17 protein-coding genes and 1 pseudogene are annotated in these 21732 nt (G+C 39.7%); all 18 read right to left on the reverse strand.

The annotated features are described in order from the left end of the window. Nucleotides 1-14 precede the first annotated feature (14 nt). The 18 genes and pseudogenes from D7V92_RS08650 to D7V92_RS08740 all read right to left on the reverse strand — a co-directional run bounded on the left by D7V92_RS08650 (nt 15) and on the right by D7V92_RS08740 (nt 21656). Nucleotides 15-3059, reverse strand: coding sequence for a TonB-dependent receptor (locus D7V92_RS08650; protein WP_036614457.1), 3045 nt, complete (start codon nt 3057-3059; stop codon nt 15-17). Between the two features lie 334 nt (nt 3060-3393). Further along, nucleotides 3394-6252, reverse strand: a complete 2859-nt coding sequence (locus tag D7V92_RS08655; protein ID WP_008773160.1) for a triple tyrosine motif-containing protein — start codon at nt 6250-6252, stop codon at nt 3394-3396. Between the two features lie 91 nt (nt 6253-6343). Then, nucleotides 6344-7174 carry a family 16 glycosylhydrolase gene (locus tag D7V92_RS08660; RefSeq protein ID WP_087346151.1) on the reverse strand — a complete coding sequence of 277 codons (831 nt, stop codon included), beginning with the start codon at nt 7172-7174 and terminating at the stop codon, nt 6344-6346. A 412-nt stretch (nt 7175-7586) separates the two neighbouring features. Then, nucleotides 7587-8879, reverse strand: coding sequence for a tyrosine--tRNA ligase (tyrS, locus tag D7V92_RS08670; protein WP_008778966.1), 1293 nt, complete (start codon nt 8877-8879; stop codon nt 7587-7589). A 103-nt stretch (nt 8880-8982) separates the two neighbouring features. Then, nucleotides 8983-9654 carry a TatD family hydrolase gene (locus D7V92_RS08675; RefSeq protein ID WP_121772696.1) on the reverse strand — a complete coding sequence of 224 codons (672 nt, stop codon included), beginning with the start codon at nt 9652-9654 and terminating at the stop codon, nt 8983-8985. Next, the gene (gene yidD, locus D7V92_RS08680) at nt 9638-9859 is read right to left on the reverse strand and encodes a membrane protein insertion efficiency factor YidD (protein ID WP_057329579.1); all 222 of its coding nucleotides are present in this window, start codon (nt 9857-9859) and stop codon (nt 9638-9640) included. Before yidD ends, D7V92_RS08675 begins: the two co-directional genes overlap by 17 nt. After that, complete coding sequence (gene rnpA / locus D7V92_RS08685; RefSeq protein ID WP_005860298.1) at nt 9859-10245, reverse strand: ribonuclease P protein component; 387 nt, start codon at nt 10243-10245, stop codon at nt 9859-9861. The genes yidD and rnpA overlap by 1 nt, the downstream gene beginning before the upstream one ends. Further along, nucleotides 10245-11000, reverse strand: a complete 756-nt coding sequence (locus tag D7V92_RS08690; RefSeq protein ID WP_029257164.1) for a uroporphyrinogen-III synthase — start codon at nt 10998-11000, stop codon at nt 10245-10247. The genes rnpA and D7V92_RS08690 overlap by 1 nt, the downstream gene beginning before the upstream one ends. Next, the gene (locus D7V92_RS08695; RefSeq protein WP_008773164.1) at nt 10997-11722 is read right to left on the reverse strand and encodes a DUF4271 domain-containing protein; all 726 of its coding nucleotides are present in this window, start codon (nt 11720-11722) and stop codon (nt 10997-10999) included. The genes D7V92_RS08690 and D7V92_RS08695 overlap by 4 nt, the downstream gene beginning before the upstream one ends. Before the next feature lie 36 nt (nt 11723-11758). Continuing rightward, nucleotides 11759-13105 carry a dihydrolipoyl dehydrogenase gene (lpdA, locus tag D7V92_RS08700; RefSeq protein ID WP_121772697.1) on the reverse strand — a complete coding sequence of 449 codons (1347 nt, stop codon included), beginning with the start codon at nt 13103-13105 and terminating at the stop codon, nt 11759-11761. 10 nt (nt 13106-13115) lie between these two features. Beyond that, nucleotides 13116-13520, reverse strand: coding sequence for a PH domain-containing protein (locus D7V92_RS08705; RefSeq protein ID WP_005863668.1), 405 nt, complete (start codon nt 13518-13520; stop codon nt 13116-13118). A 150-nt stretch (nt 13521-13670) separates the two neighbouring features. Further along, a complete protein-coding gene (locus tag D7V92_RS08710; RefSeq protein ID WP_005860303.1) occupies nt 13671-14375 on the reverse strand; it encodes a hypothetical protein in 705 nt (234 codons plus the stop codon). 184 nt (nt 14376-14559) lie between these two features. Further along, nucleotides 14560-16137: a PQQ-binding-like beta-propeller repeat protein gene (locus D7V92_RS08715; RefSeq protein ID WP_121772698.1), complete on the reverse strand. Its 1578-nt coding sequence runs from the start codon at nt 16135-16137 to the stop codon at nt 14560-14562. Nucleotides 16138-16223: 86 nt separating this feature from the next. Then, nucleotides 16224-16610: pseudogene (locus D7V92_RS08720) on the reverse strand (glycosyl transferase family 2); the annotation flags it as partial. Nucleotides 16611-16660: 50 nt separating this feature from the next. Beyond that, nucleotides 16661-17524, reverse strand: coding sequence for a leucine-rich repeat domain-containing protein (locus D7V92_RS08725; RefSeq protein WP_057329586.1), 864 nt, complete (start codon nt 17522-17524; stop codon nt 16661-16663). 2 nt (nt 17525-17526) lie between these two features. Next, a complete protein-coding gene (locus D7V92_RS08730; RefSeq protein WP_121772699.1) occupies nt 17527-19233 on the reverse strand; it encodes a hypothetical protein in 1707 nt (568 codons plus the stop codon). A gap of 116 nt (nt 19234-19349) precedes the next feature. Continuing rightward, on the reverse strand, nt 19350-19739 hold the full coding sequence (locus D7V92_RS08735) for a DUF3244 domain-containing protein (RefSeq protein ID WP_229045769.1): 390 nt from the start codon (nt 19737-19739) through the stop codon (nt 19350-19352). Between the two features lie 150 nt (nt 19740-19889). Beyond that, nucleotides 19890-21656, reverse strand: a complete 1767-nt coding sequence (locus tag D7V92_RS08740) for a tetratricopeptide repeat protein (protein WP_121772700.1) — start codon at nt 21654-21656, stop codon at nt 19890-19892. Nucleotides 21657-21732: the final 76 nt, after the last annotated feature.

The raw sequence follows: 21732 nt of genomic DNA on the forward strand, positions 1-21732 counted from the left end.
ATTAGCATTAAAGATTAATAAATGATACGAAGACCTAATGTATAGGCTGAAGACAACGGGTATACCCGCTCATCAAATCCGTAAGATGAAGAAGGCATCGTGCCATCCTCGTTCTTCACGCCACCCAACTCAGGACTAAAGCTGTTCGCCTTGAAAATAGTCAAAGGACGATCTGCCGTCAAGCTCAAACGGACACTAGGCATCTTAAACTTGCCAAAGTCTTTCTTCGGGAAAGTATAAGCTACTTGAACATTCTGGATACGGAAGTAAGAACCATCCTCTACGTAGAATGAATTGAACTTAGCGATGTTCCAAGGATTAACTGACCCTGCGGCAGACATATAGCTATTCGTAGAACCTTCGCCTGTCCAGCGGTTTTCAACCTGATCAGCGTCATAGTTCAACTCGGAATGCCAACGGCGATCACCACGTTTGCGGTTTACGATCTGATTACCAGTAACACCTTGCATCACCATTGAGAAATCAAAATTCTTATAGGAGAAGCCTAAATTAATACCATATGTAAAGTTCGGGATATAAGATCCTAAAGTCACACGGTCCTTATCATCAATCTTACCATCTTGATTCTGGTCAACATATTTGAAATCACCTGGTTTCAAATCATTAGCCACAGCGATCGGATCAGCTGCGATCTCAGCCTCATTCTGGTAAACACCGGCGATCTCATGTCCATAATAAGCATTCAACTCACCACCTACCTTAGAGATCGTACGGAACTCAGCAGTACCACCATATAAATAAGAAAGACCGTTCAAGTCTTTTACCTCATTGTGTAATGTAGTCAAGTTAGCGCCAATAAAGTAAGAGAAATCCTTACCAATCTTATCAGACCAATTCAAAGACAATTCAACACCGGTATTTAAGATCTCACCATTATTACCCAATAAGTTTCCTGCACCCATAGGAAGCGGAGCGTTGATAACCGCATTTTGTGTTAAGCGATAGTACCAGTCTGCTTCTAAAGTTAATCGGCTATTCAATGTACGGAAATCCAAGCCAACATTCGTTTCGTTCACGACCTCCCAACCTAACCAACTAAAGTACACCAAATTCGTATAGCCGGGAACAACACTTCCACCAAACACACCTGAAGTACCCATCTCCTGCTTAATAGAAGCGAAACCATCACTAGCCTTGATCTTATCATTACCTAACTTACCCCAGCTAGCGCGAATTTTCATATAATCAACCCACTTCTGATCTTTCATGAAATCCTCTTCCGAGATATTCCAAGCGGCACCTACAGACGGGAAATATCCCCATTTTTCCTGATATTTAGAAGAACCATCCGCACGCATTGTAGCTGATAATAAGTATTTACCTTTATAATCATAAGAAACACGACCGAACCAAGACACACCACGATAAGTAGTTCCATCATCACCTGTGGTACGTCCATCCGCATTTCCTTGATTCAAATAGTAATACTCTTCATGCTCTCCCGGTACACCTGTAGCTTCACCCCACAGTTTACGCCAATTTTCTGAACGTACAGAGTTACCTAACATAACAGTCAAGCCATGATCGCCAAAAGTATCCGAATACGTTAATGTATTATCCAAAATCCAGCTATGATAAATATCATTCTGCTTTTTCAACTTAGGAGTAGATTGAAGCTGAGTTCCACCTACCAAATATTCGGGCGTATATGTTCTCGTCTGGAAGATATTAATATCTTGGCTATAAGCGGTTTTAAAGAACAATTTATTCTCAGGCAAGAAATCTAATTGAGCATAAAAAGAAGGCATTACACGCAATGACTGGTTTTTAGAATCATAATATTCAGATTGAGCTACCGGATTGTAATAAAACTCACTCAAACCAACTTGTGCAGGAGAAGCATATTTCGTTGGGTAAGGTTTCAGCGTACTATTCTCATCATAAACCGGGATAATTGATGGAGTTCTAAAAGCAGCCAACCAAACCTCTCCATTCGGTAAATTCTGAGTAGAGTTACTCAACACGACATTCGCTCCGACTTTCAACCAATCAAAAGCTTTATAATCCGCTTTTGTACGCAAATTGAAACGAGAATAATCATTTTTAGCGTCCAAGATACCATCTTGATACAAGTAAGAAGCACCTACAGAATAAGTAGCCTTTTCTGTTCCTCCTGAAATATCCAATGAATGGTTATGCGTCAAAGCTGTACGAAGAATCTCATCATACCAGTTTGTATTAGGCAAAGTACCCCATACAGATTTAGCATTGTTAACAACGGCCTGCAAGGTCTCATTACCCATCTCACTAATCATCGTAGCGTATTGCTCGCTATTTGCCATCTTTAAAACGTTCGTCGCTTTCTGGAAGCCGACGTAGCCGTCATAAGTAACTGTTGCCGGACGATTCAAAGCACCCTTCTTTGTTGTAACCAAGACAACACCATTAGCGGCACGCACACCATAAATAGAAGCTGCAGACGCATCTTTCAAAATAGACAAATCCTGAATATCACTATTATTCAAGAAGTCGATATTATCGAAAAACATACCATCTACAACATATAATGGTTGACTATCATCATTCATAGAACCGATACCACGGATACGTACGGAAGGACCGGAACCCGGTTGTCCATTATTAGTAATCTGCACACCCGGTACTTTTCCTTGTAAAGCACCCATCGGAGATGAAGTCGCATGTTTTGTAATCTCATCAGCTTTGATCACAGCAATCGGAGCCGTTAAATCTTTAGCTTTACTTGTACCATAACCGATAACAACTACCTCTTCCAAGTTTTGCGTATCTTCATTCATAAGAACATTTACTACAGTCTGTCCGTTAACCGGGACTTCTTGTGTAGTCATACCTACATAACTAAATACTAAAGTTGCGTTCTTGGGAACATTACTCAAAGTATAGTCTCCATCCATAGAGGTTATGGTACCATTCGTCGTACCCTTAACCAAAACACTTACCCCGATAGCCGGGTATCCTGTGGCCTTTTCAGTTACCACACCAGTAACTGTCAGATTCTGCGCAAACATAGTAGTCGCAGCAAGTAACAGGCATAAACAAAGCATTAATTTAGCTTTCATTCATTCTAGTTTTAAAGTTGAACATTTGTTTTTACACTCATTATTAAATTTGAGGCAAATGAACACCCAAACCTAAAAAAGGGCAAATTTTTGTATACTTCAACACTACTGCAAGCCTTGCGCAAGCAGAAAATTACTACTTTTATACTACTGCAATACATATTAATTGTCTTATTTTCAGTTATAATACATTTGTTAATTCAAAAGGAGAACATTATATGTTATTAAACACATTTCACTAAATATGGGAAAACAAAAATGACAAGGAAAACTCATAGTTATGATTTTCTTATTTCATAGTTATGATATTTTTCATTCATAACTATGAAATTTCTTAGTGGAACTGGATCATGAAATCTACCAAGCTTTGCCCCTCCGGTAGATTTAGTTTTTTACGCAATCGATAGCGCGCCGCCTCGATACCACGTACGGAAAGATTTTGCATACGAGCCATATCCTTAGTTGGCATATTCAAACGTAATAAAGCGCATAATCGTAAATCGCCCGGAGTCAAATCGGGATACCGCTCTTTTAGATTCGTAAAGAACTTTTCGTGGATACGATCGAAATTAGTCTGGAAAATGGCCCATTCATCCTCGCCTGATATATTCTCTTCGATCATGCGGATTAGTTTATCGAAGAATCGTTTCGTATAACTTCCCGATAATTGTTGAGCTTGTATTTCCTTTTTTAGACCTTCAAGGAAATCATTATGAGAGATAACAGACAAAGTAGCACTGGCTAATTCCTTACTCTTATAAGTAAGGTCATTTTCTAATTTTTCATTCTCTAGCTTGACAATTAATTGCTCTTGCGCCCTCAATTGCTCTTCTTGCAATCTCTTTTGCTCCTCGTTAACTTTTTTCTCACGCATGACAATCCACATCGTATACATTCTCACTAATACGACCAGTATACATAAAAACAAAGCAAAATAGATGATCAGCGCCCACCAAGAGCTATAAAATGGACGTTCGATCTTGAATGGATAAGACAGAGAAGATAGCTCTTTTCCTCGATCGTCTTTCACAACCGCATGTAACACAAAATTACCATACGGTAAATTAGAATAAGTCCGTTGAAAATTACTGGTGCCTTCTATCCATTCATTATCAAACCCGTCCAGTTTATAATAGATCAGGAAACGGCGCCCCGTAAAATCCGGATACGAAAACTTAAAAAGAATCGTATTATAGCTATAACTCAATACGGACGCACCGGCTTCCGGTGCGTCCGCTCCCTTGCAAGGGAGCGGAGCGAACTCATTTTCATGCCGATTATAGGCCCTTACCTGCGACAAACTTAATGGAACTCGAGTCGTATCCACATAATTCCGGTATCTGTCATAACGAGCGATCCCCCCGTTTAGACAAAAATAAGACGTCCCGTCGGAAGCCACATAAATATTTCCCCTATCCTCTATGGTCGGATTATCAAACAAAGTAAAAGGAATACGCTGTTTTAACTGGAATCGCCCAGACTCATATCCTAACAATACATATTCCGAATTCCGGATAAACCAATATAAATCATTATTCAAGGAAACAACCCGATAGGTATCGCTTAACTCGGGAAAATCCTCATTCAACAAATCATAAGGAACGATCTTTCCAGTCAAATCCTCATAAGTATAAAACTTACTCCCATCCGAGAAAACAATACGTCCGCGTAATTTCATTACATTAATCGTACCACTCTCATTACCTTCCTCCAGTTTTCCGATATACTCCATCTCTTTCACGCTCCTCAAATCCTCATTCAAGCGAAGACGATAGATACCTTTATACATATGGCTAGCCCATATATTGCCGGTAGGGTCAACCTCAAACGATTTGATCAAATTAGAGAATCCTTCTACATTATGGCTAAATTTCCAACGATTAGTAACCATATCCCGGGTGAAAACACTGAGTGGACGGTAAGACATCTGGAGTAAAACTTCCTTTCCATGGATAATTGTCTTACGTAATGCGGTACCCCCTCCATTGGGCCCCGGTATCTGAGTAGCTTTTCGGCCCTCTAGCTGTAAGGTACCTGTATTATGTCCGGCAATCAGTTGATTTCCGACATCGGAGATATACCATGTCTGTTCTTGAGTACCGGGAATCAAGGTTGGATAACTATCATTCTCAGATAACGCATAAAGACCTTGGTTCGTAGCTAAATAAACAATACCCTTCTCTATCACCATATCATGCACCATACCAATCTGGGCCTCAAGCGGTTCATAAAAATAGATCGGAGAATTTACATGTATCTGCGCGATACCATTATCCAATGTAACCCATAAATTATCCGAATTATCAGCAAATACTCTCAATACCGTATTATTAATCAAGCCATTCTCCCGGTTGATATGCCACAAAGTTTCCCCCTGCTTATTAATCGCTACAACCCCATTAGAAATCGTACCCACAATAAAAGTAGAATCTTTCATCATGACTCCCCGGTTTGCGATCCCTTCCTTTAATATCTCATTGGCTGGTGTATTCCACACAGACAATTTTTTACGCACCTCATCATAGATAAAACATCCACTACGAGCCGAGACCAATAATAGCTGATGATCAAATGGCAAGACCGAAACCACATCATCCTCCAAAACCTTTTTCGATAGTAACTCTGTAAACTGGCCATCATCCATTCGACAAAAGCTTCCTCCCTCCATGAACTGAACGTATAGATGATCGTCTAATGTGAAAATATACAATGGAGACAGGTCGGATACACCTTTTCTTACTTTTTCCCCGTCATAAATAAAAAAGCTCCGGAATGATTGAAAATAAATCTCACCCTTATATTCATTAATCGTCCAGAACTCATCATTATTCAGATAGACGTTCATCTCAGACGAACTGAGTGAATGATAAATCAGATCATTCTCATCATCCATCTCAAAATACCCGAACTCCTCGAAAGAGCCGACATAAATACGTCCGTCCTTCGATATATACAAAGCACGGACACCTAGATTATTCGGTAATTTCACAAGATCCCAGTGAATACCGTCAAAAACCAAAAGCCCCCGGTTATTACCAATATACATCTTTCCTCCCGGACCTTGGGAGACGGCCCAATTCTGGTTTCCCGCTTTGTAATCGCTTACGGAATAATTGATGATTTTAGGAATATAGGGTACCTTCGCATTCCCCGTTATACAAAACAACAAGGCAATAACGCAACAAATCAACATACGAACCAACGTCCTCTTAAGTATCTCCTTCACTATATAGTACAGAATGTTATGTACCACAAAAGTAAATAAAAAAACATCACGTTACACCCTACTTCTTATAAACTCTCACATAATCAATCTCAAACACATGTGGAAAAAGAGAATCATCAATACCCTTTTGGCCTCCCCAATTCCCACCGATCGCCAGATTCAGCAAGATATGAAAGCGTTTATCGTAAGGCCAAACCTCATAGCCTGTCCCCTCGTTCTTAAATGTAAAGTATAATTGATCATCTACATAAAGCCGGTACTCATCTTCCTCCCATTCCAAGGCGTACACGTGAAACGCTTTATAACAATCCGGACACGCAATTTTAGCATTTTTTTGAGTTCCGATCGCATGATTATATTTTTCCGTATGCGAAGAACCTACGATCGTGTCGGGATCATAGCCCACATTTTCCATAATATCTATTTCCCCGCTTTTTGGCCAATCCCCGTATTCCCAATCCGTTGGAAGCATCCAGATGGCCGGCCATGTCCCTCGTCCAGTCGGAAGTTTCGCCCGAATCTCAAAACGTCCGTACAACCAATCCCCTTTTCCTTTCGTAATCAGGCGAGCCGATGTATATGAACGACCTTCCATCGGTTCTTTCAAGGCCGTAATCCTCAACACCCCATCCGATACCCAGGCGTTCTCCTTTCTGCCGAATGTATAATATTGAGCCTCATTATTTCCCCATTGATATACATTACCTTCCGTATCATAAGACCATTTCGTAGAATCAGGAAATCCCGTATAGTCAAACTCCTCACTCCATATCAATTTCCACCCGCCTTTATCCATGGGTGCAGACAAATCGATATCACTAGCATTCGCCAGACTGCTCAAGAAAACACTATATAGGATAAAACCAAACAAAAGAAATGAACGTGACATAACAATATAGATTTAAATCAGAATTTCCACAAATATATGAAAAATAAATAAAAGTGTAGATGAAAAACACACCGCAAGGTTATCCCCGCAATTATACTGCGAATACCACAGGAGATATACTTCAAGTGGCAGAGAAGATATACTTCATTGCCAAAGTAAGTACTACCTCATTTTCCCTAGGGATTTATCGGATAAGCTATCTATACGGGAAAATGCTACAAAATAAAAAAAGGATGCCAAAATTGACATCCCTCTCTCTGGATTGTGTGTTGTCTCACGAGGATTCGAACCTCGACAGACAGAACCAAAAACTGTAGTGCTACCATTACACCATGAGACAATCCGATTGCTTTACTAAAGCGATGCAAAGGTAAGAATAAAATCTTACCTTGCAAATTTTTTGATTATTTTTTTACTTTGCGATCAACAAATAATAATTTTTCTTACCTCTTTGAACCAATAAATACTTATCGTCAAGCAGTGAAGAACAGTCGATTACAGTATCAACCTCCGCTAATTTCTCTTTGTTAAAACTTACGCCACCACTTTGTACCAATTTACGCATCTCACCTTTTGAAGGGAAGATAGCGGCTTTTTCAGTACACAAATCAACAGCCTTGATTCCTGCGGCCAATTCATCACGGGAGATATCGAAATGAGGAACACCCTCGAATACGGCTAGTAATGTGTCCTCATCCAATTTCAACAAAGCCTCGTGCGTGGAGTTACCAAACAAGATATTGGAAGCCTCGACAGCGGCCTCATAATCTTCCAAAGAGTGAACCATAACAGTCACTTCTTTCGCCAAACGTTTCTGCAACGGACGCAAATGAGGAGCGGCCTCTTGCTCCGCCTCCAAAGCGGCGATCTCTTCTTGGCTCAAGTCCGTGAAGATCTTGATATACTTGGCGGCGTCAGCATCGCTTACGTTCAACCAGAATTGATAGAATTTATACGGAGAAGTATAGCGACGATCCAACCAGATATTACCGGATTCCGTCTTTCCGAACTTACCACCGTCGGCCTTCGTGATCAACGGGCAAGTCAAGGCATAAGCCTCCCCTCCCAACGTACGACGGATCAATTCCGTTCCAGTCGTGATATTACCCCACTGATCGGTACCACCCATCTGTAGGCGGCAACCCTCATGCTCATACAAATACAAATAATCGTAGCCTTGTAGCAATTGATAAGAAAACTCGGTGAAAGACATACCTACACTGGATTCGCGGCTCAAACGCTTCTTCACAGAATCCTTAGCCATCATGTAATTCACGGTAATATGCTTACCGATATCACGGATAAAATTCAAGAAAGAATAACCCTTCATCCAGTCATAGTTGTTCACCAACTTAGCGGCATTAGGAGCGTCGGAGTCAAAATCAAGGAACTTAGCCAATTGTTTCTTGATGCAATCCTGATTGTGACGAAGAGTAGCCTCGTCCAGCAAATTACGCTCGGCAGACTTCATAGACGGGTCACCGATCATACCGGTAGCGCCACCCACTAAAGCGATAGGACGATGACCGGCACGTTGGAAATGCTTCAGCATCATCACACTTACTAAGTGTCCGATATGCAAAGAGTCTGCCGTTGGGTCGATCCCCACATAGGCCGATGTCAACTCTTTCTGCAATTGCTCTTCCGTCCCGGGCATCATATCAGCGATCATGCCCCTCCATCTTAATTCTTCTACAAAATTCATCGTATTAATTTATATCGTATTACATTAATATATTTGTCACTTTATCTCATACGAGGCAAAGGTACGACTTTTTAATTGAGAATCGAAAATTGATAATTGATAATTATCCGTTTAGGTGGAAGATAGAAACGTTTTTAGCGATTTGAATCCGCAGCTTTTCTTCCGGAATACCCAACGCTTCCGCTACATTTTGGTAGACCCCGCGGATATCAATCGATTTATCATCGGTCTCCAAGAAAAGGAAATCAGGCCATGCGGCACGCAAAGCCGATGGATTAAAACGATCTCCAAAGGAGAGATAAAACCCCAAGCGAACCAATTGGGAGGCAAGTTCACCATTACCTCGAAAGCCATGGATAATCCAAGGCATCTCCGGTTTCACGGCCTTTTTACAGGCAATGAGATCCGCCCACGCTTTTACGCAATGGATGATTAATGGCTTATGTGTTTCCTCCGCTAAATTAGCTTGTGCCAGAAACACCTCTTTTTGCAAATCCATTGGAGATTCGGCCAGTGTATCAAGTCCAGCCTCTCCGATCGCCACGACTCCCGAACCAGACACCAATACCCTAAGTAGGTCCATCTGCTCCTTTACATTATATATATACCACGGATGGATACCATATGAGCGAATAACCGTATCAAGAAGTGGACCCGGCTGCATATCACCCATTGGACTCACGATCCTATTTATAATCGCGATATCCTCCTTATGGAAAGGCATCTGATGCGTATGTATATCATAATAACCCATGGCGTTACGGAACCGGATCATAACCGCTCCCACCCCAAGGATGGCAACGAAGTATTCGTTTAACCGCAAGATACAATCCTTTCACAGGGCCATATTTCTTCAAGGCTTGCACCGCATATTCGGAACAAGTGGGCGTATACCTGCACGAAGCCGGTGTCATAGGAGAGATACAATATTTGTAGAAATAAACCGGCAATAAGAGTAATGTGGTAAAAAAGCATCTCATTATTCTTTATCCCGAAGGATATGGATCGCTTTCTTCATTGCCTTTTCCATCGCAGCGTACGGATGGATCTCTTTATCGAGGTACAGGAAAGCGATTAACATGCCCTTATTCTTCGCTTCCAACGGTTCCAGTAAATCATATTTACGAACCCGGTAAGCCTCACGTACCTGTCGTTTGATCAAGTTACGCTTTACGGCTCTCTTAAATCTTTTCTTCGGTACACTCACTAAGAAGGAAGCACGGGCAGGCATCTCTTCCTCCATCGGTAAATAAACGACCCGCAGTGGAAACGCCACGAACGATTGTCCTTTTTCGAATAATAGGTCAATGTAACGTTTCCACGACAGGCGTTCTTCTTTTGAAAGGGTATACCTTTTTGTCGTCATTATTTTTTACCGTCTTGCTGTTTTTTCAGATATAAATCCAAAGCAGCAGTCATAGAAGGGGCTTCCACCGTGGGAGCCTCAACGTCCAAACGCAGACCCGCATCTTTAACAGCCTTTGCCGTAGTAGGGCCAAAACAGCCGATCTTTATATCGTCTTGCTTGAAATCCGGGAAGTTCTTCAATAAGGAAGAGATACCCGACGGACTAAAGAAAACCAACATATCATAATCGAATTTCTCGTCCTTCGCGAAATCATTGCTCACCGTACGGAACATCACCGCTTTCGTATAGTTGATTTTCTTTGCGTCTAACAAAGCGAATAGATCATCTTTATGTACATCGGAAACAGGTACTAGGTATTTCTCCTTCGCATGTTTGGCGATAACAGTCACCAAATCATCTGCCTTACCGGTCTGACCATAAAAAATCTTACGTTTTCTATAAACGATATACTTCTGGAGATAAACAGCGATCGCCTCTGTCATACAGAAATACTTCATCGTTTCCGGGATAGCCACACGCAATTCCTCGCATAAATGAAAGAAATGATCGATAGCCGTACGAGCCGTAAAAATAACGGCGGTATGATCCAAAACCGAGATTCGTTGCTGCCTGAACTCCTTGGAAGATAAAGGTTCAACCTTGATGAACGGGCGGAAATCTATTTCCACACCGTATTTTTCTGCAATATCGAAATATGGTGATTTCTCCGATGCAGGCTTCGGTTGTGATACCAATAATTTTTTAATATTCAATGCCATAGAGTACTTGACTCGATAAAGTTATACAAATAAATAATGCCTTCATACAGAAAAACTAAAGGCAATATTTCTTGGCCGCAAAGGTACAAACTAATATATAAAAAACTGCTATTTTTCCTGTGAAATATCCGTATGGTCTTATAAATTATCACAAAACGACACAGAATATAGAAAAATACAAACAACAAAACAGGAATCTGTATACTGCTCCCCACGAATACCAACCAAAGTGCCGGAATGTATAAACAGATCCCCCACGCTCCTATAATAGCGTTATAATTAGTCTTCCAAAACTTGTATTTCGGAGCGTCCGTAAAAACAACCCCCAATAAATAATAGAAACAGCGCTTACACCAATAAAACAGCATCAATACCATCATTATCAACCCAATAGATATCAACACCGTATTTTCTAGCAAATGGTTGAAATACCCATATGCCCTAGCGATAGCAAAAAGGCAAACGCTACAAAGAAACAAGGCTTGAAACGTCATGAAATTCCGGAAGAGCCATTCGCTCCCCCTCGTTACCTCAAATAAATTTTGACGTTCTTTCACATATACCACATCACGCATCATCTTCAGGAATAAACGATAATTGGTACGGAACACCAACGCAAAACACATAAATAAGACGAACAAAAGGCTAAAGACCACATCGTCCACCAATTGTCCGTCCCACAAACGAATCCCTACATATCCTTCAAATGTACCCATGTGCCGCTATTATCGGCACAAAGGTACATAATTATTTCAATAAAGCGCTTCCTTAATAATCTCTCCTACCGTAGGATGCGGGAACACAAACGACTTTAACTCATCCGATTTCATCCCCTTCTCAATAGCGATTCCGGCGATCACGATCAACTCCGAGGCCGGATTACCCAACATATGGGCACCGATCAGCGTCTCATCCTCCGACAAGATCAACTTACAAACACCATTCCCCATCTCATTCTCCGCGACAAAACGCCCAGAGAATGCCATCGGTATTTTCTTCACGGTATACGAAATACCTTCTGCCTGCAACTCCTCCTCTGTCTTCCCGACACCGGCGATCTCCGGATTCGTATAAACGACACCCGGAATAGCCTTATAACTCATCGGGCGCGATTTGCCCAAGAGATGATCCACGGCCACCTCCGCCTCGCTAACTGCCGTATGCGCCAGTAAGGAAAAAGCGGTAATATCACCGCAAGCATATACATTTGGCAGGGAAGTCTGCATGTACTCATTCACCTTCACCCCATTACGAAAAGTCTCCGGAGCCAGTGTCTCCAAGCCAAAACCTTTCGTAACCGGACGACGCCCTACACTCAAAAGGACCTTATCGCCATGTAACGTGAATGTCTCCCCGTCTTTCTCTACAGAAACCTCGGTTCCATGCACCCCGGTCACTTTATGACTTAGATAGAACTTAATCCCCCGTTTAGCGTATTCCGCTTGCAACATTTCGGACAGCTCACGATCCATCGGGCCTAATATCTTATCCAACATCTCCACGACATGTACCTCTACCCCAAGGCTATTGAAGAAAGAAGCGAACTCCATACCGATCACGCCTCCACCGATTATCACCAAAGAGGCCGGAAGCTCCTTCGATTGCAACGCCTCCCGGCTCGTCCAATATTCCGTCTCCGCCAATCCGGGTATAGGAGGAATTATCGTTTCTGATCCCGTACAGATCAAAAGGTTCGCAGCCTCGTATAGCTCTTCTCCGGCGGCGATCGTAATCGTCCCGTCGGCCGCACGCCCTTGGATACAAGCTTCCGCCGTAACCATCACCACGCCATGCTCCGTCATTTTCATACGGATACCGGCTGTCAGCTTTTTCACGACCTTATTCTTACGGGCGATGATTTTCGGGAGATCAAAAGAAGGATTCTCCGCTTTCACCGCATACTTGGAAGCATGCTTGATATTATCATACGTCTTAGCGGAATAAAGAAGCGTCTTTGTCGGCACGCATCCCTCATTCAAACAAACCCCGCCCAATGCGTTTTTCTCAAAAAGAATCGTGGAAAGCCCACCCTGCGCCGCTCTCTCCGCGGCAGTATAACCGGCAGGACCTCCACCGATTATAGCGACATCGTATTTCATACTATTAGATCTATTTAAGTTGTATATTAGGATTAATCTTTCTCAACTGTTTGATAAAATCAGCCCGGTTGGTCGGAGATATGAGCATCCAAGGTTTCCCATTGCTCCATATGATCAGCCGATCCAACGAAAGGGCGTAGCTGGACACCGGCATCACGGTAGATTCCAACGCCTCTATATCAGCGATAGCGATCTTCTTCTCCGGGAAAATACTACAATGCGCTATCAACATATCATCTTCCGTTATCCGGTAATACGTATTAAAGAAAACATGAAGCACCCCCAACGCAGCGATCATCATACCCACTATAGCCGATATATTGGTACGCAAAAACGCAGCCACGCAACCGATTACCACCATGATAATCACCAGATGATACCACCATCCCACTTTTGATTTATATTCTCTTTCCATTTTTCGAAATTTGCCGCAAGTTAACGAAAAACGTCAAACAAAAAGAAAATTGCCCAATCTTTCCCATAAAAGAAAATACGCTGTCACTTCTCAGCAACAGCGTATCCACTTAAACCGGTTAATACAAATCATAAGATTGTAGTCGCCTTTTTATTTTAATTCTTCCAATACCGTATAGGATTGTAATACGTTATTCTTATCATATTGTTCCGTACGCACTAAGCCTACATTCGGGCTGTACCACTCATAGCCATACCCAGTGATTGTCTCCTTTGATTTAGGGGAACGTGTAGCGATATTATATTTTACCTTAGCGCAATCGAACGTACCGGCAGGAGTTGTTATGCTTTCCGTTTTAATAAACTCACGGTCCTTAATGGCCATATCCTTACGATTCTTCCGGTTCTTCTTATCGTAGATCTTTACGGAAGCCTCGTCGAAATACACGTTATTCTTATCGAAATTAGCCGCATACGGATTTGGGTAATTTATAAAGTTCTCCGTGATATCCACATTCGTATTCATTTCCGATACCACTCCCGGATAAGAGAGCGTCTCTTTCGAGTCGAGGAAAAATTCTCCATTCTGGCAGTATGCCTTGATATCTCCTTTGTTCACGATCGTACCGGAGGGATTAGTATATACGTAGTCCGCTTCCACCTCTTGGCCGGAAGGCAATGTTTCCACCTCATCCACTTGATAACTCATAACAGATTGTAAGTTTCCCTTCGCGTCATATCCTTTACGGACCCATACCGTTCCCTCTGTTTGCGGAAAGAAGAACGTACAATCTTGCGCCATCGCTCCTCCTGCGATCAATGAGATTAAAGCCGTGTATAATATTTTCACCTTCATAATTTTGACGTTTAATTAATTCACTACTAAATACATGCCGGATATCCAATGCTTTGTTAAAACAGAGTGAACCCCTAAATGTTCAGAAGGTAAAAATTAAAAATAGCCAAAATATCTTTCTTGGCAATACATTTAACCATAACTATGAAGTAATCTATTACATATTTACATGAAATATACCAGTTTATAAAGGAAATTCATATATCTTTTTACCATCCAAACTATAGATGAAAAACTTTTCACCTACCCTAAACATCTTGGATGAAGTATATAAATAAGCTTTCTTCTCACCCTTTGAATTAACCCACAATGTTTTGTCTCCCAAGAATATCAAATTATCCCCATTTGGTAAAGCCTTAAACGTACGCAACTTAGACAAAGGATAAGTTTGTAAAACATTCAGTTGCTGGTCTAGCTCAACCATTTCATTCTTATCAGTAATCAAACAATAAATCGAATCCGGGCGTTTATATCGCTGATAAGATGTACTATCCCCAAAATCCTGCAAGAAATAAGAAGAATTGGTAAGATATAATAATTTCCCGTTTACTTCGGTATTCCATAATACCTCACTCAACAAGGAATCCGCGGATAACGAGTATTTCCGGATACGATCGGAAAACAATACCATCAGAGCATCCTCTTCCCAATTTATATCAAACTCCTCCACCATCTCTTTCTTATCCGAGAGCTGGCGGAACCAAACCTTCTCACCCTTTCGTTTATCGAAACAGGCGATAAACGGCCAGCCAACCTTCAGTCTTAAGTATTCGTGAGCATAAGCCTCAGAAGTATCAAAAATAGTATTTCGATACCCAGTTCCCATATTAATCATATAAAGGCTATCTCCTCTCGCAAACAAATGAGAGCGAGATCCCATTCCATCAGGTATCGGATACCCCCATTTAGGTTGTAACTGCCGATCCAGGCAAAACAAATTCTCCCGGCTTGCCACGTAAAAAACCGTGTCGTCCAATAAAACATTCGATACCAGTTCCATCACCTTCTTCGGCCCAGTAGGCACTGCCGCAAAACCGGTTAAGACACCCGTCACCACACCGAGCGCACCAAGAGCGACGGCCTCTTTATAATCACTTGCCCCAGTCGGCATGGCATAACTCGGCCCTTCCCCATTTCCCATGTGAACCAGATGAATCCCATCGGAGACAATCAATCGAGTAGAGTCATCCAGTAAACCACTCTCATTCCATCCATATACATGGCTCATTTTCCGGCTCCACATCTTTTCTCCCGTCGCAAGGCTGTGGCCTTCCAACTCGTTAGACACCCCGTTCATATAACTGCCTTTATAAGCCAAAAACATCCGGTTCTTAGCGTCCACCCAATAAGGAATCATTTTCTTTTTCTTCCAAACCTCATTACCTGTTTTCAAATCCAGCAACGATGTAGCCTTCCCCATTGTCACGAACAAAACTCCCTCTGAAGTCAACTTCGGATCTTGATTAAAATAATTGACAGGACGTTGCCATAGCATCCTCTGATCAGCCAAGGAGTAAACGGAAATTCCCCCCTTATTTTTCAAGGAAGTCTCATTTTTCGACAAATTCCGATACCGGATAAAAAGCAAATTATCCGTCGAATCCACATCCACTCCAAGAATCCAGCCGGGTAAAGCCAAACTTTTAGCAATGATAACAGAGCCATCCTCATTGATACCCAATGTGTCCGACAAAAATGTTTGAGATTGTACATCTAATGAAATACAACAAACAAACAGCAAGAAAATTTTGATGACCCTCATATCTCCACAATAATTATTTGATACAATTTCACTTTTGATATTTTTCTAACGAAATACAAGTCACATTATTATAATTAGATTCCTCTTCATGGAAAGTTCATAATACTTCTAAGGAACCCTGTACCATATCCCAATAATTGCGTAAAAGAGGCTATTACGGATAACAACCCTACACGTAAATCACATTTATTGCGGAACATTGCGTCTACAAACAATAAAAGGGCATAAATAATAAGAGGCACCAGAAACAAGCGGCAAAAGAATGAACTGATAACCAATAGACAGACTGAAAACGTGAATAATGCCGGTAAGCAATGTACCAGCTTCTTTTTCCCGCTGCTGATACCACCGGTCGTCAAGAACGAGGTCATGGCGTAATTGATCGCCTTCTGGATCGGGAAAAACGAGGCATACGCCTTATCCGGACCACCGAACACATCCACCAAATAATGATTCAACGAGTCATGTACATGACAAAAGACTGTTTAACTTCAGATTGTCAAACAGTCTTTTTAGCGATTTTTCAATGCTCATCTTCTTCCGGCGGGTAATTAGAATATCCATATCCTTTCTCTTGACGTGATATTTGAGTTTTCCATCTCTCCCACTTCGGAGATTTAAATACCTCATCTGGAATGGTTCCAGATAGCCTATTTCCCCACAAATGAGGTACCAAACAATCATCATCATCTGTGAAAAAAGACCATGGAAACGATGTAAAGCAGTTATAGCTCAGATCGATGCCACTAATACCGCTTGATTCATCACTATTTTCATAAAACCGCAACGTCTCCGGTACCTCACCCGCAAACTTATTGTGTTGCATCATATAGACACCCGATTTGGGAAGATTGCCGAACTCTTTTGGTATTTCAGTAAATTCATTGAAATAAATTTGCATCACTTCTATATTCTTTAAATTGCCAATTTCTTTAGGCAATGCGCCACTTAAAGAGGTAGAAGAAATGACAAGACTTTCCAAATTAACTAAATTTCCAATCGTCTTTGGAAGCTCTCCATACAAACCTTTCCCATAAAGACTCAAACTTCTCAACTCCACTAAATCTCCAATCTTATCTGATAAAATACCATTTGAACCATCCTGCATCACAAAACCAACTACCCGATATTCATTCATAACAGTGTCTAGGGCAGCAGTCACACCACCCCATGTCTGTATGTTTTCCAGATCCCAATCAACCAGTGTCCAACCCTCTCCATGCGCCTGTTTATAGATGTCCACCAAAGCCAGACTGTCTTTCACGTTCAAATAAGGTTTTGCAGGTGTAGGTATTTCCTTTCGTTCATCATCAGAACAACTGCAAACCAGCATTAATAATGCGATTATACTCAACCAGCATTTTTGTTGTCTTCTTCTAAAAATCATATCTATATTTCATTTTTAATACTTTGAACTTCTACATCTAGAGAGTAAGGAAATACATCTTTATAATTATTATACCAATCTGGATGCCATTCCAATCGAGGTACAAATGTCTTTGTTGAAACAAAAGTATGACTTACTCCACCAAGATTAACATTAAAGCTATGGGGCATTTTACAAACATGATCCGATTTAAACTTTATACTGTTTCCCCTATCATCCTTTGTATAAGGAAGAAAGATACTACGATGGATAGTTGTTGTCGGTTTTACATATCTTACAGTAATAGGAAAACTAAAATTCTGCATATATATAGCTACATCATCATTATCTTTATATAACAAATATGAATCATTCAAGGGACCTCCCCATATTCCTTTACCCAAAGAACCACAATCATATTTATCTGAATTAACCCCTTTAGGAAAAGAAGAATATCGGACAAGAGAATAAGATGTACCCTCAGACGAAATTTCAGATTTAATTGTAGGATTAATTACGGTTTCATATTTAACTCCACCCGTGCCTCTTAATTTATATGTTGCTTGAACATAAGAATCACCCGGATTATCAACATGCTCCGCCAGAGGATCCAAATAAATAATAGGAGTTTCTTTTAATCCCCACACCCCTAAAGTACCTACATTTTGTTTGGATATATTAATACGTATTGGATAAACTAAACCCGTTTGCACCGAAGTTATAGTACCACTAATATCAACAGATCCTAGTGTAGATATTTGTAGTTTTTGATTATTAGGCTTAGCAGGAGAGAAAATACCCAGAAATGAACCTACAAGAGAATTAAGGCCTAAATTAACAATCTGTTTTACACCTTCAGTTAATATAGGAACGGTAACTTTTTTAAATTTATCATTAGCTAATTGCTTATTAAACCACTTCTCTGCCTCATCACCGGCGCCATTAACTATACCATCAGTAACTTTATTCGTTGATTTTGAATTAGCAAGCGAAGCAATAAATCCTTCTGATTTTGATTGAAAACTACCACTCAAATTAATGGATGAAGTAGTCACCATTTGAGGAGTTACATACAAATAACCACTTGTAAAATTAGGATCATAAGCCAATTCTTGTTGAAAACAATTCCATCCCGGAAGAAATCCTTTAGAACTTTCTTTTGTAATATTCGTAATCCCTACCGAGTTGTTTTTCACATTGCTATTAACCGCTGTTGCAAATTTATCTGCGAAATCTAAAAGGGATTGATTAGGTTCAATAGAGATATTCCAGATTGCTGTATTATTAGGGGTAGTACTTCCTTCTAAATAATAAAAGCCTTTCAACAATCCTGAATATTTATTATAAAATATAATATAATTCAATCCTTTATCACTTGTTGAAAACATTGTGTGAGCAATTATATTCCAACCGTCCTGCTTTTTTATATCAAAACAGAAATCTTTTGGAACAGAAAGTGATACAGCTCCACTTTCATTCCATGGTGTGGCAACACTACTACCAGAAGCTAATGTTACATTCAAATAACTTTCCCAATTTGAACCAAAATCTCCACCAGCCTTTGTTTGAATACCATTTTGTTGATAATTACTTGAAAGTGGATATATGACATTATCCAACTCTCCCATTTCTGTACTAATATTCAACTGTTGTACATTTGTCTCCAGCTCGTTTGTTGTACATCCTAGCAATGTTAGGCCAACGATAAAATAAGATAATAAGTATTTCATAACAATAGATTTAATAAATTCAACATATTCACTACATATTTTCTCAATTAATACATATTTTTAATAAGTCTTCTCTTCATAGGATAATAGCCATTTCATCCTTATATTTTGATTTCTTATTCTAATGTAAATTCACCATAAAGATGATCTCCCCACTGATTTGTCAGATTCAAAGTATAAACTCCACTCTTGTTATCTTTCAAATCAATCAATATATACCCCGTTTTTTCCGCTAAAACGGTCTCTTCATAAACCATGGTGGAAGAATCCATTATTCGGATTGTTATATCCGATCGCAGAGAATGACTCTTAATAACCAACTGTCCATTTTCTACATAAATAGTAATAGGTATATCTGAAGAGACTGAACGCTTCCCCTCATTCCACTTACCATTTTCATTATCTGGACATCCCCCGATAATTCCTGCATACATATTCACTGCAATCAAGTTACTGACTAAAAAAACGAGCAATAATCTCGAAATTTTATTTGTTATTTGTATCATAAGAATTTGTTTTGGTATAAATATGATACTAATTTCTTTCACTACCAACAAAAAGACGTGGACAGCATCTATACTTAATACATAAAGAAACACCTGATTTTCAACTAATTAAAAAAACCAAATAAGATAAGACATGGACATACCATCATTTCAATATTCCTTAATAAACTGATCTAGAGAGAAATCATCCTTTTGAGAGACAAGAGCACTCTTTTTAATCCGTTGCTTGATTCGTTGCTTCTGTTTTGTTGAAGACGCAGAATTGATCGCCATGCAAGTCGCTATCTCCGATGTTGTAAACCCCATTTTTATCAACCAACAATACTGCATGTCCAGTTCCGTAAATTCAGGAAAATCCTTTTCTAGACGATCTGCATATTGATTGTATTGTAAATTCACCCAAATCCTTATTACTGACCAATCCTCTTCTTTTAGAAAATGAGGACACGAACGAATGCGTTTTAGTCTATAAAAATAAGGAACTTGATCACCTAATTTTACGAAATAAGAAGATAACGATTGTTTCCCTTTTTCTATTTGTTCATGAAGTAGCCTATTCTGTTTTTTGAGATCTTCATTAATCTTATTGAGTTCAAAAACTTTTGATTGCTCCAATGTTAAAGAGTCTATACGAGCATTATTTTTTTCTATTAATAATTCATTCTCTTTAATTTTTTCTTCATACACATTTATTTTTTCTTTTATAGAAACCAACAATCTTTCCTTTTTGAATATATATATCTGATAAAATAAAATGATTATTAGCAAACAAATAATTAACAACAATGCTATTTTTAAAATTTGTAATTTTTCCATTTGCAGGGAATTCGCAATATTCAACAATCTCTCATGATCATATCTTGCTTGAAGTTCAGCCAGATCATATGTATGAGTCAATACATATATCGAATCAGAATAAATACGGTATTGTTTATTGTAATATATGGCATCTGTATATTTATTTTGCTCTTCCTCTATTTTAGATAAAAAGTCATAGGCTCCTTTTATCGTATACAAGTTATCTGTTTCTAATGATTTAAGAAAATACACTTTCGATGAATCTAACTGACCAGCATCGAAAAAAACATAACCTAGCCCATAATAAGCTTGAGGTAATTCTCTACATGATATTTCTTGTTTTATATCGACCTCTTTTCTTATATATTGTAAAGCATTTTCATACAGTCTCAGTTTCCCATAGACAAACCCCAATTCTCCCATAGCCATAGCTTCAAGTTCTAAATTTCCTAATCTTTTAGCATTTTCCAATGATTTACCAAAATAGAACAAGGCACTATCCATTTCATTTTTATGCACATAAGTTCTTCCTAGTTCTGATAGAGCATAAGATATCCGTTCTCCATTTCCTGATCGTAATGCGTATTGATAAGCATCCTTTAATTGTACCAACGATTCTTCATAAAGATCTTGATAACGATACGTATTTCCTAATGATTGGCAGATCAGATAAGTAAAAAGCGGCTCATCCAACCTTGTCATTATATCTTTAGACTTTAAAAAGAGAGGTATCGCTTCCGTTAACTTTTTCTGATCCTCCAATAATTGTCCCTTATAATAATACGCTTGCGCCATCCTTTTCAAGTCATCCTCTTTCTCGAAATAATCCATCGCATCTTGAACCAACTTATCCGAAAAAGGGATATTCAACGAATCCGGAAGGCGTTTACCATATACCTTATCCCGGGCTTGTGCCAACAATAGTGCCCAAGTAGCATAGTTCTTTCCGCTTGAAAGTGATGATTGAGGCATAGAACGTAATATAGATAGAGCGCTATCCGGATGCTCCCACATAACAGATTCCGCACGAGATAATTCCGCAGGTAATGGTTTTTCTTGGCGCATACAAGAAAAAAGGGTAGCGAAAAGTAGCAAAGTCAGTCCTAGTGTTCTCTTCATTTAGATTACAGTTTACAACTTAAACGCAAGTTATAAAATTTATTTTATAAATACCACTAAAATATTTGTTTTTCAA

The sequence above is a fragment of the Parabacteroides sp. CH2-D42-20 genome (assembly GCF_003670185.1).
Taxonomy (GTDB): domain Bacteria; phylum Bacteroidota; class Bacteroidia; order Bacteroidales; family Tannerellaceae; genus Parabacteroides; species Parabacteroides distasonis.